Source organism: Micromonospora cabrerizensis, assembly GCF_022230955.1.
Classification (GTDB): domain Bacteria; phylum Actinomycetota; class Actinomycetes; order Mycobacteriales; family Micromonosporaceae; genus Micromonospora; species Micromonospora cabrerizensis.
The window spans coordinates 153,635-169,783 of the sequence record NZ_JAKKFI010000049.1 but is presented as its reverse complement, the minus strand read 5'-3'; the positions used below and the strand labels follow the sequence as shown (position 1 = coordinate 169,783).

Annotated in this window: 17 protein-coding genes; 4 read left to right on the top strand and 13 right to left on the bottom strand. The window is 72.7% G+C overall.

Features of this window, described 5'->3' with window-relative positions:
- Nucleotides 1–78 precede the first annotated feature (78 nt).
- The 6 genes from LADH09A_RS08385 to LADH09A_RS08360 form a co-directional block, all read right to left on the bottom strand.
- Complete coding sequence (locus LADH09A_RS08385; protein ID WP_238644295.1) at nucleotides 79–255, bottom strand: hypothetical protein; 177 nt, start codon at nucleotides 253–255, stop codon at nucleotides 79–81.
- A 7-nt stretch (nucleotides 256–262) separates the two neighbouring features.
- Nucleotides 263–496: a zinc-ribbon domain-containing protein gene (locus LADH09A_RS08380; RefSeq protein WP_238644294.1), complete on the bottom strand. Its 234-nt coding sequence runs from the start codon at nucleotides 494–496 to the stop codon at nucleotides 263–265.
- A 180-nt stretch (nucleotides 497–676) separates the two neighbouring features.
- Complete coding sequence (locus LADH09A_RS08375; RefSeq protein WP_238644293.1) at nucleotides 677–1,546, bottom strand: SRPBCC family protein; 870 nt, start codon at nucleotides 1,544–1,546, stop codon at nucleotides 677–679.
- Nucleotides 1,539–2,096: a winged helix-turn-helix domain-containing protein gene (locus tag LADH09A_RS08370; protein ID WP_238644292.1), complete on the bottom strand. Its 558-nt coding sequence runs from the start codon at nucleotides 2,094–2,096 to the stop codon at nucleotides 1,539–1,541. The genes LADH09A_RS08375 and LADH09A_RS08370 overlap by 8 nt, the downstream gene beginning before the upstream one ends.
- 100 nt (nucleotides 2,097–2,196) lie before the next feature.
- Nucleotides 2,197–3,540 carry a class I SAM-dependent methyltransferase gene (locus LADH09A_RS08365; RefSeq protein ID WP_238644291.1) on the bottom strand — a complete coding sequence of 448 codons (1,344 nt, stop codon included), beginning with the start codon at nucleotides 3,538–3,540 and terminating at the stop codon, nucleotides 2,197–2,199.
- On the bottom strand, nucleotides 3,537–4,934 hold the full coding sequence (locus LADH09A_RS08360; RefSeq protein WP_238644290.1) for an FAD-binding oxidoreductase: 1,398 nt from the start codon (nucleotides 4,932–4,934) through the stop codon (nucleotides 3,537–3,539). Before LADH09A_RS08360 ends, LADH09A_RS08365 begins: the two co-directional genes overlap by 4 nt.
- A gap of 93 nt (nucleotides 4,935–5,027) precedes the next feature.
- Between LADH09A_RS08360 and LADH09A_RS08355 the strand changes: the two genes are divergently transcribed.
- Genes LADH09A_RS08355 through LADH09A_RS08345 form a run of 3 tightly spaced genes read left to right on the top strand, consistent with a single transcriptional unit; the run spans nucleotide 5,028 to nucleotide 6,573 of the window.
- Nucleotides 5,028–5,498 (top strand): aminoacyl-tRNA deacylase, encoded by a 471-nt coding sequence (locus tag LADH09A_RS08355; RefSeq protein ID WP_238644289.1) that lies wholly within the window; start codon nucleotides 5,028–5,030, stop codon nucleotides 5,496–5,498.
- Nucleotides 5,499–5,537: 39 nt separating this feature from the next.
- Nucleotides 5,538–5,822, top strand: a complete 285-nt coding sequence (locus LADH09A_RS08350; RefSeq protein ID WP_074317101.1) for a DUF427 domain-containing protein — start codon at nucleotides 5,538–5,540, stop codon at nucleotides 5,820–5,822.
- 46 nt (nucleotides 5,823–5,868) lie between these two features.
- Nucleotides 5,869–6,573 (top strand): RICIN domain-containing protein, encoded by a 705-nt coding sequence (locus tag LADH09A_RS08345; protein ID WP_238644288.1) that lies wholly within the window; start codon nucleotides 5,869–5,871, stop codon nucleotides 6,571–6,573.
- A 22-nt stretch (nucleotides 6,574–6,595) separates the two neighbouring features.
- Here LADH09A_RS08345 and LADH09A_RS08340 read toward each other — a convergent pair whose 3' ends face one another.
- The gene (locus LADH09A_RS08340; RefSeq protein ID WP_274529172.1) at nucleotides 6,596–7,951 is read right to left on the bottom strand and encodes an MFS transporter; all 1,356 of its coding nucleotides are present in this window, start codon (nucleotides 7,949–7,951) and stop codon (nucleotides 6,596–6,598) included.
- A gap of 1 nt (nucleotide 7,952) precedes the next feature.
- On the opposite strand from LADH09A_RS08340, the gene LADH09A_RS08335 reads away from it, so the two are divergent.
- A complete protein-coding gene (locus LADH09A_RS08335) occupies nucleotides 7,953–8,960 on the top strand; it encodes a GlxA family transcriptional regulator (RefSeq protein ID WP_238644286.1) in 1,008 nt (335 codons plus the stop codon).
- A gap of 169 nt (nucleotides 8,961–9,129) precedes the next feature.
- On the opposite strand, the gene LADH09A_RS08330 is transcribed toward LADH09A_RS08335, so the two are convergent.
- From LADH09A_RS08330 to LADH09A_RS08305, 6 genes are all read right to left on the bottom strand, one after another.
- Nucleotides 9,130–9,594 carry a hypothetical protein gene (locus tag LADH09A_RS08330; RefSeq protein ID WP_238644285.1) on the bottom strand — a complete coding sequence of 155 codons (465 nt, stop codon included), beginning with the start codon at nucleotides 9,592–9,594 and terminating at the stop codon, nucleotides 9,130–9,132.
- Nucleotides 9,595–9,622: 28 nt separating this feature from the next.
- The gene (locus LADH09A_RS08325) at nucleotides 9,623–11,575 is read right to left on the bottom strand and encodes a VWA domain-containing protein (protein WP_238644284.1); all 1,953 of its coding nucleotides are present in this window, start codon (nucleotides 11,573–11,575) and stop codon (nucleotides 9,623–9,625) included.
- A gap of 2 nt (nucleotides 11,576–11,577) precedes the next feature.
- Entirely contained in the window at nucleotides 11,578–13,038 is a 1,461-nt protein-coding gene (locus LADH09A_RS08320) for a magnesium chelatase ATPase subunit I (protein ID WP_238644283.1), read from the bottom strand.
- A 54-nt stretch (nucleotides 13,039–13,092) separates the two neighbouring features.
- Entirely contained in the window at nucleotides 13,093–14,169 is a 1,077-nt protein-coding gene (locus tag LADH09A_RS08315; RefSeq protein ID WP_238644282.1) for a hypothetical protein, read from the bottom strand.
- A 76-nt stretch (nucleotides 14,170–14,245) separates the two neighbouring features.
- On the bottom strand, nucleotides 14,246–14,896 hold the full coding sequence (locus LADH09A_RS08310; RefSeq protein ID WP_238644281.1) for a response regulator transcription factor: 651 nt from the start codon (nucleotides 14,894–14,896) through the stop codon (nucleotides 14,246–14,248).
- Entirely contained in the window at nucleotides 14,893–16,137 is a 1,245-nt protein-coding gene (locus LADH09A_RS08305) for a sensor histidine kinase (protein WP_238644280.1), read from the bottom strand. The genes LADH09A_RS08310 and LADH09A_RS08305 overlap by 4 nt, the downstream gene beginning before the upstream one ends.
- Nucleotides 16,138–16,149 lie beyond the last annotated feature (12 nt).

Here is a 16,149-nt window from a genome sequence, read left to right as displayed (position 1 = left end):
TCGTGGCGGAGCAGGCGATCGGCCGACGGTGGCAACGAACTCCGGCAGGCGGGCCGCCCACCCGAGCACCGGGAGGGGTCAGCGGCCGGCGGAGCGGTTCCAGGGAGAGCGGGGCAGGGCGGTGCCGGCCAGTGGGCGGCGTGCGCGGCGGCGTCTGCGCCGGCCGGGAGTGCAGGGCGGGCGGGCAACGGTGTGCACCGCCACGTCGACCGGCCGCGTCGGTCGGCCGATCAGCCAGCAGAGGAAACGTTCCATCGGGAGATCAGCCGACCGGGAGGCGCTCAGCGTCGGACCTGGAGATGTCGTACTGCGCCCCGCAGAACGTGCACTGCTGCGCGTAGCGGGTGCGGATCGGAATGAGGGGTATGAAGAACAGGGTGAATTTGGTCGAGCGGCGGGTGATCACCTGGGCGGCCTGGTTGCCGCAGTGACGGCAGACCTGCTGCACGACGCCGGACCGGTTGACCTTGGTACGCAGACCAAAGATGAAGAACATCGCCCGCCAGTACCCACTTCACCCCAAGAAGTCACCAGATCCGACCAGCGAATCACGACAACCACCACGTGCGGGGCCACAAGATCTGCGCACTTTCAGGGAAACTGCTGCCTCCGAGTGGCCTGAGGCAGCAGTTTCCCTGATGTTGCTCGGATCTTGGAGTAAGACGAGGCGAGACGGTCAGTTGGCCGGTTGGGGCTCCAGGCCGGGGATCTCCTCGGAGAGCCAGATCGGCTGCCAGGCCGGCACCTCGTGGAAGCGGCGCAGCTCGGCCAGCCCGGCAACCGACCCGCTCCAGGCCGCGTACGGCGGGTTGGCCTCGTCGAAGCCGCTCTGCACGAACGTCAGCGTGGTCCGGCCACCGGACTCGGCCAGCTCCCAGCTGGTGACGCCGACCGGGCCCCAGTCGACGGACATCCTGCGGCCCGGCTCCAGGTCGACCACCTTGGCCGCGTAACCGGCGTCGAACCCGCCCATCGCGTACCGGCCACCGACCCAGGGCTCGATGCCGATCGGGTAGCCGAACCAGGCGCTGGCCTGGTCGGAATCGGTCAGCGACTCCCACACCTTGTCGGCCGGGGCCGCGATGACCAGCTCACCGCGCAGGTCGGCGGAGGTGAAGTCGGTGCGGGGCAGCAACGGCCGGCCCTCCAGGTGGGCGGCCAGGTTGGCGATGGCCAGCGACCAGTACGTCTGGAGCACGCCCCGGATGCTGGAACCGCTCATCGCCTCGGCGAAGTCGAAGTGGCTCTGGGTCAGCGTCAGCACGGTGCTGTCGGTGCCCTCGGCGGTCAACTGGAACTCGGAGGTGGTCTCCACCCCGTCGAGCAGCCAGCTGAAGCGCAGCGTGTCGTCGTCGGCGTGCAGCAGCCGCTGGTGCGGGGCGTCACCCTCGGGCGTGTGGCGGCCCCAGAACTCGTACCGCTGGGGCAGCTCGACCTCGGCGTGCTCGGCGAGCCAGAGACGCAGCTCGGCCGGGTCGGTCAGGGCTTCGCGGACGCGCCCGACGGGCGCGGAGAGACGGGCCCGGACCTTCATGGGTTCACTCATTGTCGTTTCCTTTCGGATAGCAGGCGACGGCGAGCTTGAAGGCGTCTCCTTCACTGCCGCCGTAGCGGGCGAACAGGTCCTGAAGTGCGGTTTGCAGGTCGTGCAGGAACTGCGAGCGAAGCTCTGCCGGCACCCGGATCTCGCCGGAGACGCCGATGGAGGGCAGCTCGGGCGCGGCCCGGTCCAGGGCCGCGACGTCGGCCTGGACCTCTTCCATCAGGTCGAGCAGGTAGCCCAGGCTCAGCTCGTCACGGGCCCGGCGCAGCCCGATGCGGCCGACGAGCCGGGGCGACAGCCAGTAGGACCGGGCGGCGGCCTGGTAGATGCCCTCGGTGATCCCGCGGACCTTGCGCTCGTTGACCAGCTCGACCAGGCCGGCCGCGACGAGTTGCTTGACGTGGTAGTAGACGCGCTGGGGCGTCTGGTCGAGTCGGGCCGCGACCTCGGTGCAGGTGCGCGGTTCGGCCAGTTGCCGCAGCACCTCGACGCGCTGCGGCTTGAGCAGGACTTCGGCCTGCTCGATCTGCTCCAGGTACAGGACGTCTCTCATGGCAAAATCAGTTTGTACGTACAAAACTTGTTTGTCAATCGGTTCGCGAGAAGCCGCGCCGACATTTTCGACGCGGCTTCAGGCGGCGGTCAGCAGGTGATCAGGGCAACCAGTCCGGTCGCAGCGGGTAGCCGTTCACACCCTCCGGGCCGTTGTGCGTGGCCAGCACCTGGTGCAACTGGATGCCGTTGCGCTCGAACGCCATCCGCGACCCGGCCATGTACAGCCCCCACACCCGGGCGGTGCCCGCACCCACCTCGGACACGCAGAAGTCCCAGTGCTCGACCAGATTGCGACACCAGGCGGCCAACGTCAGCGCGTAGTGCTGACGAAGGTTCTCCTCGTGGTGCACCTCGAACCCGGCGTCGTGCACCTCGCTGATCAGCCGACCCGGACCGGCCAACTCGCCATCCGGGAAGACGTACCGGTCGATGAACGCGCCGGAGCGGTGCGGCGCCCGATTGTCCGCGCGGGTGATGCAGTGGTTGAGCAGACGCCCGCCCTGCCGCAACCGACTGCGCAACGCCCCGAAGTAGGCCGGGTAGTTGCGCACCCCGATGTGCTCGGTCAGCCCGATCGAGGAGATGGCGTCGAACTGCTCCGCCGGCGCGTCCCGGTAGTCCAGGTAGCGCACCTCGGCCAACCCGGTCAGCCCCTCCCGCTCGATCGCGGCCTGCGCCCACTGTGCCTGCGCCTGCGACAGGGTCACCCCGAGCGCCTTGACGCCGTACTCACGCGCGGCGTGCCGCACCATGCCACCCCAGCCGCAGCCCACATCCAGCAGCCGCATGCCCTTCCTGAGCGCCAGCTTGCCGGCGACCAGGTCGTACTTCGCGGCCTGGGCCTGCTCCAGCGTGTCGTCCGGAGACCGGTAGACCGCGCAGGTGTACGTCATCGACGGGCCGAGCACCTTCTCGTAGAAGGCGTTGGAGACGTCGTAGTGGTGCGAGATCGCCGTGCTGTCCCGCACCCGGGAGTGCCGCAGCCCGTTCACCACCCGCTTCCACCGCGGCAACGCCTCCTGCGGTGGTGCCGGCGGCGGCATCAGCCGCTCCCAGCCCAGCCCACGGACCAGCGCCAACCCCTCGGCCAGCGACGGTGGGCGCAACCGCAGCTCGTCCTTGAGCACCCGCAACGCCTCGTACGGGTCACCCGGGTGCACCCCCTGCAACGCCAGGTCGCCACTGACGTAGGCCCGGGCCATGCCCAGGTCACCGGGAGCGGTGAGCAGATAGGACAAACCCCGCTCGGATTGGATCGCCAGGGTGATGCCCGCGTCGGAGGGGCCGACGGAGCTGCCGTCGTACCCGGTGATCCGCACCGGCAACGGCCCCGTGGTGACCGCGCGGATGACATCCGCCACGGTCGGACCCGTGGGCCGGCCCCCCGCCGGTGGGGTGGCGGGGACGCTCGCCGCCCCCTGATCTCTGTCGGTCAGGCTCATGCTCGTGCTACCGCCTTTTCGTACAGTCCCGTCAGCCGGTGGTCCGGGTCGTAGCGGTCTTTCACCGCGCGCCACGTGTCGCCGCCGTAGAGGCGATCGAAGGCGTCCCGGTCGTAGTACGCGTCGGAGTAGAGCGACTTGTGCCCGCCCGACTCCGACACCCTGCGTTCGATCGTGCGGTTGACGTCGCCGTCGGCGGCGCCCGGCGCGATCGGCACGCTCCCCCAGAACCCGATGTTGACGTAGTCCTGCCCCGGCCGGAGTGGATACAGCGGCCAGGACCGCGCCGAGCCGGGCCCCGCCGGCTCACGCAGTCGCAACGGACACAGCCACACCGGGTTCATCCCCACCGCGCTGGCGAACCAGCGCAGGAAGTCAGCCGTCTCGTCCAGCGGAATCTCCACGTCCTGCACGACCCGCTCCCGGGCCGGCTGCCCGCGCAGCCGGTCGATCCGGGCCGCCACCTGGTGCCGGTGCTCGAGACGGACCAGCCGGTGGTAGAAGTCGCTGCGCCGGTAACGCGCCGGCCAGAACCTGCGCATGACCGGGTGCTGCGCACCGAACGCCGCCGAGCACCAGAACCAGTCGGTGTCCCAGCGCCAGAGATAGTCGTACGCGGTGAGCACGTCGCGGGTGCGCTGGCGCAGCGACCGGTAGTAGATCGCCTGGCCGGTGTAGTCGCTGGGCGGGTCGGCCGCGTCGGTGAACGTGGCGAGGACCAGGTACGCCTCACCGGGGCTGAACATCACCCCGTCCATCGCGTCGACCGGCTCGCCGGCCCAGGAGCGGGTCGCGGTCACCTCCGCGATCGCGTCGGTGAGCGCCTCCAGCTGCGTGAACCGGACGTTGCGCAACGCCACGTACCGGCCGACCGGTTGCAGCTCGATGCGCAGCCGGGTGGCGTAACCGAGGCTGCCCAGCGAGTTGGGGAACGCGGCGAACAGGTCGGCGTGCTCCCCGTCGGGCCGGGCGGTGACGATCTCGCCGGAGCCGGTGAGCACGTCCAGCTCCCGGACCGACTCGTGCGGCAGGCCGTTGCGGAACGAGGTCGACTCGATCCCGAGGCCGGTCACCGCACCGCCCAACGTGATGGTGCGCAACTGCGGCACCACCAGCGGCATCAGCCCGTGCGGCAGGGTCGCGTCGACCAGGTCCTCGTAGGTGCACATGCCCTGCACGTCGGCCGTGCGGCCGGTTGGGTCGACCGACAGCACACCGTTGAGGCCGCTCACGTCGAGCCCCGGAGTCCGGGGAGCGGACCGGGGACGGAACAGGTTGGAGGTGCGTTTGGCCAGCCGGACAGGCTCGCCCGTGGGCACCGCGGCGTACGACCGTCGCAGCGTGTCCACCGCTTGATCATGGTCAATGGGGTGATCCACACGCTCAGCGCGCATGTGATCACCTTACGCTCGCGTTCCAGAAACCGTGGGATGTCGACGATGGCAGTTTCCCGTCCGCCGACCGGCTCGGCGGTTACCGTGGCGGGCATGCCATCGCCCGCGATCGCCGCCCTGGACGCCGCCGGACTGCCATATCGGCTGGTCAGCCGCGGTGAGGTGGGCAGCCTCGCGGAGGCCGCCGCAGCCCAGGGCATGGCCGTCGCCGATGTGGTCAAGACGATCGTGGTCCGCCGGAGCGCGGACGATCACCTGTTCGTGCTGACCCCCGGCGACCGGGTCGTCTCCTGGCCCAAGTTACGCGCCCTGCTCGGGGTGCAGCGGCTGTCCATGCCCGACGCGGCGGCCGCACGGGCCGCCACCGGCTACGAGCGCGGGACCATCACCCCGTTCGGCGCGAGCACGGCCTGGCCGGTGATCGCCGACGAGCGACTGCGCGGCCGGGAGATCAGCCTGGGCGCCGGTGAACGCGGCCTTGCCATCGCCGCCGACGCCGATGCCGTGATCGCGGCCCTCGACGCCACCGTGGCCGACGTCACCGACCCGCAGCCCACCCGCTGAGCGCTGCCGGCGTCGCTGCCACGGCCTAGTGTGGAAAACATGCCGAAAGCCGTGTGGAACGACCTGGTCGTCGCCGAGAGCGACGACACCGTGCTGGTGGAGGGCAACCACTACTTCCCCCGCTCCGCCCTGCGCGACGATCTGATCCGGGAGTCCGCGACGCACACCGTCTGCCCGTGGAAGGGCACCGCCTCGTACTACACCCTTGAGCACGAGGGCAGCACCAGCGCGGACGCCGTGTGGTACTACCCGGAGCCCAAACCGGACGCCGAGATGGTGCGTGACCGGGTGGCGTTCTGGAAGGACGTCCGGGTCGTCGACTGACCGCCGGGCTGGCTCCGGCGCGCCACCGTGGGCGAGGATGGCGCCTATGTCCGCGCCCCACGAACGCCCCGACCCCGCCGGCACCGTCTACGGCGGTCGACAGGCACCCCGCCCCGGGCCGCTGGCCGACCCGCTGCTGCGGGTCGCGGTCGCGGTCGGGGTCGTCGGCGCGCTCCTCGGGGTGGTCTTCGCCACCGGGCTGCTCGACGGGCAGGACGAGCAGCCCGTCCCGGCGACGGTCGGGGCGTCCTCCGGCGGCGCGACGCCGACCGACCCGGCGGCCGAGCCGAGCGCACCGGCCGAGCCGTCACCGACCCCGTCGGCGACCCCGGCCGGGCCGCCCACCGGGCCCCGGGTGCTGCGCAGCGCCGCCGGGCTCTGCCTCGGGCTCGACGGCGACGGCGAGAAGGCCGGCGCCCGGTTGGCCGCGTGCAGCGGCGGCCCCGAGCAGCAGTGGGTGGTCAACCCGGCCGGCGCGGACGTGCTGACGGTGACCAACGCGGCCCACGGGCAGTGCCTCGACGTCGAGGGCGCCAGTCGGGACGACGGCGCACGGGTGATGCAGTACCCCTGCCACGGCCAGGTCAACCAGCAGTGGCGGCTCGCCGCCACCGGCACCGGCCCGGTGCTGCTGGTCGCGGCGCACAGCGGCAAGTGCGCGCAGGCCGACGACGACGGCGACGAGCCGGGCGACAAGGTCCGGCAGCGGCCCTGCGACGGCCGGCCGGCCCAGCAGTGGACGCTGAGCTGACCGACCAGCCGCCGGCCCGGCGTCAGCCCCGGAAACTCCACGCCCGGGGCGCGGTCGCGGCGGCCAGAACGGCCTCCGGCACCGGCCGGCCCGGTCGCCGACGCAGCAGCATCGACAGCCCGGCCGCGCCGATCGACAGCGCGCCCGCCGCGTACCAGGCCATCGCGTAGTCGCCGAGCTGGTCCCGGACCAGACCCGCACCGGTCGCGGCGATGGCGGCTCCGAACTGGTGCGCGGCGAACACCCAGCCGAACACGACCGCTCCGGCCGCGCCGAAGTACTCCCGGCACAACGCCACGGTCGGCGGCACGGTGGCCACCCAGTCCAGGCCGTAGAAGATGATGAACACCAACATGCTCGGCTCGGCGGTGCCGGAGAACAGGCTCGGCAGCACCAGCAGGGACAGACCCCGCAGCGCGTAGTACATGCCGAGCAGCAACCGACTGTCGACCCGGTCGGTGAGCCAGCCGGAGGCGATCGTGCCGACGATGTCGAAGAGCCCGACCAGGGCGAGCAGCCCGGCCGCCGTGGTCTCGGCCATGCCGTGGTCGTGTGCCGCCGGCACGAAGTGCGTACCGACCAGGCCGTTGGTCGTCGCCCCGCAGATCGCGAACCCGCCGGCCAGCAGCCAGAACGGGCGGGTCCGGGCCGCGGTCGCCAGGGCTCCCAGCGCGCGGGTCGCCGCGCCGCCGGTGGCCGGCGGCGGCGCGACGACCTCGGCCGCCCCGTAGGCGGGCAGACCGAGATCCGCCGGGTGCTCGCGCAGGAACCACACCACCAGGGGTACGACCGCCAGCGCGGCTCCGGCCACGACGAGTGCCGCCGTACGCCAGCCGTGGTCGCGGACCAGGATGGCGATCAGCGGCAGGAACACCAGTTGTCCGGCCGCCCCGCCGGCGGTGAGCACCCCGGTGACCAGGCCCCGTCGTTGGACGAACCAGCGCCCGGTGATGGTGGCCACGAACGCCAGCGCCATCGAGCCGGTGCCCAGCCCGACCAGGACGCCCCAGCAGAGCAGGAGCTGCCAGCTGGCGCTCATGAAGACCGTCAACCCGCTGCCCGCGGCGACGAGCAGCAGCGCCACCGAGACCACCCGGCGGATGCCGAACCGGTCCATCAGGGCGGCGGCGAACGGTGCGGTCAGCCCGTAGAGCAGCAGGTTGACCGAGACGGCCGCGGAGATCGTGGCCAGTGGCCAGCCGAACTCCTCGTGCAGCGGGTGCAGCAGCACCGACGGGGTGGCGCGGAAGCCGGCCGCGCCGACCAGCGCCACGAAGGCGACGGCGGCGACCAGCCAGGCGGGATGCAGGCGGCGGTTCTTGGTCACGGCACCAGTCTGGGTGGGGCCGATCGACGCGACGAGTGGCCGGAAAGCCATCATGCGCAATAATCGGGCCATGACCGTTCGCCCGCACCGGATCGCCGTCCTCGCCCTGGACCACGTCGTCGGCCTGGACCTCGGCACCCCGTCCCAGGTCTTCAGCACCGCCCGGGCCGCCGACCAGACGCTGTTCTATGACGTCCGGGTCTGCACGCCGGGCGGACGACCGGTGCGCAGCACCGCCGGTTTCCAGGTGGTCCCCGACCACGGTCTGGAACTCCTCGACACGGCCGACACGGTGATCGTCCCGGGCATCCACGACGGCACCCCGTTGACCTCGGGCACCGTCGAGCCGCAGGTCGCCGAGGCACTGCGCGGGGCGTACGAGCGGGGTGCCCGGATCATGTCGATCTGCACCGGGGCGTTCGTGTTGGCCGCCGCAGGGCTGCTCGACGGGCGTCGGGCAACGACCCACTGGGCGTACGCCGAGCGGTTCCGCAGCCTGCACCCCCGGGTGGACCTCGACCCGGGCGTGCTCTTCATCGCCGACGACCAGGTGCTCACCTCGGCCGGGGTCGCCGCCGGCATCGACCTCTGCCTGCACGTCATCCGTCTCGACCACGGCAGTGAGGTGGCCAACCGGGCGGCCCGGCGCTGTGTGATGCCGCCCTGGCGCGACGGTGGCCAGGCGCAGTACATCGAGCAGCCGGTGCCGAAGGCCACCGACACCAGCACCGCGAGCGCCCGGGAGTGGGCGCGGCAGCGGCTGCACGAGCCGATCGCCCTGCGTGACCTGGCCGAGCAGGCGCGGATGAGCGTGCGCACCTTCACCCGGCGCTTCCGGTCGGAGACCGGCCTCAGCCCGGCCCAGTGGTTGCTGCAACAGCGCACCGACCACGCGCGACTGCTGCTGGAGACGACCGACCTCACCGTCGACCAGATCGCCCACCGCTCGGGTTTCGGCACCACCGCCGCCCTGCGCCAGCAACTCCACCAGCGCATCGGCGTGGCGCCCTCGACCTACCGCCGCACCTTCCACCCGCGAAGCGAGCTGGTCAGCGGCTGATCCCGCCGCCGGGGGTCCTGCCGCCGGGGCCTGAGGTCACCGCCCAGGGCATCACTACTTTGAGCGCGATGACTGTGAGGCATATTTATGACTCACAGGTATAACGCTCGACAGAGCGCCATGCCCGACGCCCGCACCCGTCGACCGGCCAACGCGTGCTCGCGCCGCCTCAGGAGCGGAGCAGGTGCAGTTGGGCCTGGTGTTTGGGCAGGTGGACCCGGGTGTGCAGGTCGAGGGTGCGAGACCAGGGCAGCGGCTCGTCGACGACGAGGTCGAAGCCCTCACGCAGGTGAGTCTCGACCGGGGTGTCCGCCGCCAGGCCGAGCCGGTCGACCAGCCCGCACAACCGCTCGCTGGTGCCGTGCAGCAGAGCGGCCAGACCCCGCAGACCGCCCTGCTCGGCGGCCAGCGCGTCGAGCTGCGGACGGTGGATGTCCTCCTCCACCTCGTAGTACGCGAACGGCGACCCGGCCAGCAGCGCCTCGGTGGCCTGGATCATCAGCTCGTCGTTGGCGACCAGATGCGCGACGATCTGCTCGGCGCTGAGCTGCCCCTCCGGAGCCGGGCCGAACCCGCCGGCGTCGACCTCCACGAACACGGCGTCGTAGGCCCGCCGCAATCCCCCGCTCTCCATTCCCCCAGTCAACCCGCCCCGCCGGTTGTTAGCGGCGGGATTGGCGGGAGCGGAGGTAGTCGGAGACCACGTACTCGCCGAGGTCGTCGGTGTCCGGCGTGAACATCCGGCCCCGGCTGCGGCGGGCCACCGCGTCCACGAAACGCCGCAGACCCGGGTCGTCGCCGAGCATGAACAGGTTGAGCGTGGCACCGTAACGACTCAGCCGGTCCACCTCGCGGACCGTCGCCTCGATCGTCTCCGGCAGCGGCGGCCAGTGGAACAGCGCCTCCCCGTCGTCCGGGTCGAGGTGGGCGGTCGGCTCGCCGTCGGTGACCACCAGGACCACCGGCTCGGCGTCCGGGTGTCGGCGCAGGTGCCGACCGGCCAACCGCAGCGCGTGCTGGAGGTTGGTGCCCTGTTCGCCGTCCGGCTCCACGGCGGCCAGCTCCTGCTGGGTCAGCGTCGTCGCCTCCCGGCCGAAGCCCACGATCTGCAGGGCGTCCTGCGGGAAACGCGTCTCCATGAGGTGCGCCAGCGCCAGCGCCGTCTGCTTCATCGGCCCCCAACGACCCTGGGAGATCATCGAGTACGACAGGTCGACGCAGAGCACCACCGCAGCCGAGGCCCGCTTCTCGGTCTCCACCACCTCGAAGTCGTCCACCGAGAGCTGCACCGGCACCGTCGGCCCGGCCCGGCTGACCGCCCTGGTCAACGTCCGGACCACGTCCAACGGCTGCTCGTCGCCGTACTCCCAGGGGCGAGACGCACCGCTGACCTCGCCGGCCGCACCCGCCGAGCGCAGGTCGTGCTGGCCGCGCGGCCCGGCGGTCAGGTCGGAGAAGACCCGTCGCAGCGCGGTCCCGCCGAGCCGGCGCAGCGCCTTCGGGCTCAGCGTGAGCCCTTCGGCGTCCCGGCTCACCCAGCCCTGCCGGCGAAGCTCCCGCTCCAGGTCGCGCAGCCGGCGGACGTCGTCGGCGGCGTCGCGCCCCAACGCCCGGGCCACCGCGTCGACGTCCACGTCGTCCAGGGTCGCCCCGGGGTGTTCCTGGTCGAGCTGGTCCAGCAGGTCGTCCAGCTCACCGATCTCACCCAACGCGCCCGCCGCGTCGGCGTAGTCCAGTGGCTGGTCGCCCCGGACCCGTTCGCCACGCCCCCAGCGCAGGTCGGGGCGCAGTGCCCGCAGGTTCGCGTCGAGCGCCGACAACTCCCCGGCGAGGCGGTCGCCGAGCGACTGCTGCATCAGACCGGCCAGCTCGGCGCGCTGCCGGTCGGAGAGCGAGTTCATCAGCCGCTCACCGGCCGCCGAGCGGCGCGCCAACACGTCGATCAGCTCGTCGACGGTCTCCGGCTTCTCCGGGAAGAAGTCGCCGTGCCTGCGCATGAACTCGGCGAACGCGTCGGTGGTGTCCTCCGCGCGACCGTGCCGGGCCAGCAGGTCGTTCAGGTCGCCCATCATCTCGGCGAGCCGCTGCTGGGCGGCCGGGTCGGCGGACGCGCGTACGGCGTCGCGCAGCCCGGCGAACCGCTGACCGAGCACGTCGTCACGAAGTTGGTCGAGGATCTGCTGGTACGAGCGGCGGGCGTCGTCGCTGGCCCACTGGTAGCCGGACAGCTCCTCCACCGCCCGCGCGGTGGAGCGGGGCAGGTTATCCAGCACCGACTCGGCGAACCGCGCCGCGTCGTCGTCGCGGCCCCGCAACTCGTCCCGCTCGGCGGCGAGAGCCTGGTCGAGCAGAGCCTGCGCCCGGGTGACCGCGCCGTCCAGGTCACCGCGACGCAGCGCCTCCCGGCGCAGCCGCCGAGCCCGGGCGGCGAGGTCGTCCAGGCCGCCCCGCCCCTGGGGGCCACGGCGCAGCAGGTCGCGCAACGCCTCCCGCAGGCTTCCGCCGGCCAGCACCTCGGCGCCGACCGCGTCCACCGCCTCACGCACGTCGTACGGGGGTGCGAGCGGGTCGGGCCCGCCGTTCCACTGCCCGTACCGGAACCGGTTGCCGGCCACGGTCAGCCCCGGCCGCCGTAGACGGTGCGCCCGGAGTCGGTGACGTCCTTGCCGAGCCGGCGGGTCAGGTGCAGCCCCTCCAGCACGAACTCGACGGCAGCCGCCGCTTCCTCCGGGGTGGGCGCGTCGCCCAGGTCGAGCCGGTCGAGGACCTTCGCCAGGCCGGGCACGGTGCCGACCTGACGCAGCAGCTCGGAGGCGCTGACCAGCTCGCCGGTCTCGATCGCCGCGCCGTCCTCGACGAGAGCTGTGAAACCGGACAGGTCCAGCCCGGCCAGGTGCGCCCGGAACGTCTCGGCGGTCGCGGTGCGCAGCAGGTGCGCCAGGACCTCGATCTCCCGCCCCTCCTCGCCGCTCTCGAACTCCACCTTGCCGCGCAGCGTGCTGGTCACCGACACGGCGTCGCCGACCCGGGCAACGGCCGCCTCGGGCCGCCCCTCCGGGGTGGCGGTGGCGGCGAGCAGGCCGGCGCGGCGCAGCGCGGCACCGGCGACCGTCTCGGCGGCGGCGATGGCGAACCGGGCGGAGACGCCGGAGCGCGGGTCCACCGACGGCGACTCCCGCACCGCGCGGGCGAAGCGGGCCAGCACCTCCAGGACGTGCTCCGGCACGGCGGCGACCAGGTCGGCCTCCTGCCGGATGAGGTCCAGTTCCAGGTGCAGATCCACCGGGTAGTGGGTGCGGATCTCCGCGCCGAACCGGTCCTTGAGCGGCGTGATGATCCGGCCCCGGTTGGTGTAGTCCTCCGGGTTGGCGCTGGCGACCAGGAGCAGGTCCAGCGGAAGCCGCAACTGGTAGCCGCGGACCTGGATGTCCCGCTCCTCCAGCACGTTGAGCAGCGCCACCTGGATCCGCTCGGCCAGGTCGGGCAGCTCGTTGACGGCGAAGATGCCGCGGTTGGTGCGCGGCACCAACCCGAAGTGGATGGTCTCCGGGTCGCCGAGGGTGCGGCCCTGCGCGATGCGGATCGGGTCGACGTCACCGATCAGGTCGCCGACGCTGGTGTCCGGGGTGGCGAGCTTCTCGCCGTAGCGCATCGAGCGGTGCAGCCAGCCGACCGGCTGCTCGTCGCCGGCCTCGGCGACCTGGGCGCGGGACGCCGGGGTGAGCGGGTGCAGGGGGTGCTCGTTGAGCACCGAACCAGGGATGACCGGGGTCCACTCGTCGAGCAGCGCGCCGAGTGAGCGGATCAGTCGGGTCTTGCCCTGGCCGCGCTCGCCGAGCAGCACCATGTCGTGCCCGGCCAGCAGCGCCCGCTCGACCTCGGGCAGCACGCTGTCGTCGTAGCCGACGATGCCGGGGAAACGGGGCTCGCCGGAGCGCATCCGGGCGAGGAGGTTGTCACGGAGTTCCTGCTTGACGGTGCGGTACTGGTGACCGGCCGCCCGAAGCGCGCCGAGCGTGCCGGGCAGGTCGGCCGGTGGAACCGGGATTACCGGGGTAGGCGCAGTCACCCGACCCACGCTAGCTCACATCCGCAGGGGTGCCCCGGCATCAGGGAGCACCCCCACTCCCGCTCAGCCCCGATCGCAGCGCCGGCAGGCTCCGCGGCGGCGCAGGTGGTACGCGTACGCGGCGACGCCGAGCGCCACGCCCCACAGCGGCCAGAGCAGCATCGGCGCCCCGGTCAGGCTGAGCCCGCCGGTGAGTTCCCAGAACTTCGGGTTGCTGAGCAGCCCGAACGACGCCGCGGTCACCGCGATGGCGACCAGGGTGGCCGGCACCACGGCCAGCTTCACCGGCACCCGGCGACCGGCGAGGCCGACCATCCAGCGCGGGAACCGCTCGCCCCAGCGCTGCACCAGCCCGAGGGTGAGGATCGCGCCAACGGTGGCGAACGCGCCCAGCCCGAACCCGGCCCACACCAGCCCGCTGTCCTGCATCTCGGTGAGGAACTCCCGGGAGATGCCGAGCGGGATGCCGGCCGCCCAGGCGAACCGGGTCAGGGCGTATGTGAACGGGATGACGGCGGCGATGCCGGCGGCCCACCGGCCCCAGCGCGCGGCGGCGGCCGGGGTGGTCCACCCTCGGTCGGTGTGGTCGCGGCCGCAGCCCACGCAGGCCGCGGCGGTGCGGCGCTGCCAGGCGAGCACCGCCCCGGCCAGCAGCAGCCCACCGGCCAGCGCGGCGAACCGACCGAACAGCGCCCAGTTGAAGATGTCGGCGTAGTCGACCGGCGGCCAGCCGAACGGCGCGCCGACGATCAGTATCGGCAGGTAGCCGAGGACGAGCAGCACCCGGACATCCGGCACGACCACGGCGAGGACGAACGCCACCGCCCAGCCGTAGCCGGCGAGCAGTGCCCGCAGCGGGCCGGCGGGGCGTACGGCGGGGCGGCTCATGGCCAGGGCGGCCACCGCGGCGGTGAGCAGTACGCCGGCGAAGAGCGGGGTGGCCACCTCCTCCGGCACCAGGCGCAGCAGGCTGACGTCGCCGCCGTTGGTGTCGTTCGGGCCGAACGGGTAGCCGGCGCCGGTGAGTGAGCCGACCAGGGCGAGCACGCCCCACAGGCCCAACCAGCCGGCGGCCAGTGGGGCGAGCCGGTCCGGCCAGCGGGAGTCGGAACGAGGCGGGGAGACAGTGATCGTCGTCATACTCACAGCCTCGACGGACGACCCCCGGATTCCCTCCCGGCCGGCGGTGAACCCGCTCCCCCGGCGGAGGGACCGTTCAGCCGGACGGGGTGACGAAGCCGGACTCGTAGGCGGCGATGACCGCCTGCGTGCGGTCCCGGACGCCCAGCTTGGCCAGCACGTTGCCGACGTGCGTCTTGACCGTCTCCACGCCGACCACCAGGTGCGCGGCGATCTCCGGGTTGGACCGGCCGGTGGTCATCAACCGCAGCACCTCGGCCTCCCGGTCGGTGAGCCGGGCGGCGCGCAGCTGGTCCCCGCCGGTCGGCCCGTACGCCCCGACGAGCTGGCGGATGGCGGCCGGGAAGAGCAGCGACTCCCCCGCCGCGACCACCCGGACGGCCTCCACCACCTCGGCGGGCCGGGCCCGTTTGAGCAGGAAGCCGGAGGCGCCCGCGCGCAGCGCCTCGTAGACGTACTCGTCGTTGGCGAAGGTGGTGACCACCAGCACCCGCGGCGGGTCGGCGGAGGTGGCCAGCAGGTGCCGGGTGGCCTGGATGCCGTCGATGCCGGGCATCCGCACGTCCATCAGCACCACGTCGGGTCGGTGCCGGGCGACCAGCGGTGGCACCTCGGCGCCGTCGGCGGCCTCGGCGAGCACGCACAGGTCGGGTTGGGCGTCGATGATGGCCCGCAGCCCGATCCGGATCAGCTCGTCATCGTCGACGATGAGCACGCCGGTGGTCATCTCGTCTCCTCGTAGGGCAGGCGGGCCCGGATCAGCCACCGGTCACCGTCCGGCCCGACGGTGATCCCACCGCCGAGCAGCAGCACCCGCTCCCGAATGCCGTCCAGGCCTCGACCGCCGCGCCCCGGATTGGCCCGGCCGGGCCGACGCACCCCGTTGACCAGTTCCAACTCCAGTGCTCCCGGGTGCAGATCCAGCCGCAGCGTCACCGGCCCCTCACCGTAGCGGGCGGCGTTGGTCAGGCCTTCCTGGACGATCCGGTAGCCCTCCCGGGAGACCGCCGCGGGCACCCGCGCCGGGTCGCCGACGCGGTGCGCGTGCACCGCCAGCCCGGCCGCGCGGGCGTCGGTGACCAACCGGTCCAGGTCGGCGAGGGTACGCTGCGGCGCCACCACGGGCCGGCCGCCGCCGCCCTCCCGGAGCAGCCCGAGCACGTGGTCCAGCTCGTCCATCGCGGTCCGCCCGGTCTCCTCGATGGCGGTGAGCGCCCGCCGGACGAACTCCGGGTCGGTGTCGAGGACCTCGCGGGCGGCCCCGGCCTGGAGGGTGGCCACGGTCAGCGCGTGACCTATCGAGTCGTGCAGCTCCCGGGCCAGTCGGTTGCGCTCGGCGAGCCGGACGCCCTGCGCCTCCAGGGCGGCGATCCGCTCCGCCTGCGCGGGGCCGAGCAGCACCGGCGCCATCAGGCTGGCGAGCGCGCCGAGCCCGGCGACGGCGTAACCGAGGCCGACCAGCAGGGCCACCCCGCTCAGGGTCAGCCAGCCGCTGTCGCGCCCGTCCAGCGGCCCGAACTGCTCTCCGCTGAGCAGTTCGTTGCCGACGCCGAACTGCTGGGCGATGAAGGCCAACGCCATCGGCAGGGCGGCGAACAGCGCGACCATCACCAGCGCACCGACGATGAGGTGGGTGGCGATCCAGAGCGCGCTGCGCAGCCGGGTCTCCCGGTCGGCGGTGTGCCCGACCGCGGGTTCGGGCAGGTCGACGCCGAGCAACGCCCGCACGGCGGCGATCTCCAGGGCCCGGCTGCCGTCCAGCAGCAGCGGCACCACACCGATCAGCACCGCGATGACCAGGAGGGCGTAGACCAGTGGGCGGGGGATCGCCGAGTCGGCGAACAGTTGGGCGAAGGTCACCACGAGGACCCCGTACGGCAGGGCCAGCACGCCGCCGAGCAGCAGGAACACGCCGCGTCGCCAGGTGGTGCCGGCGACCAGCGGGGTCAGCGCCGCTCGGAGGGTCACCTCGTCATTCTC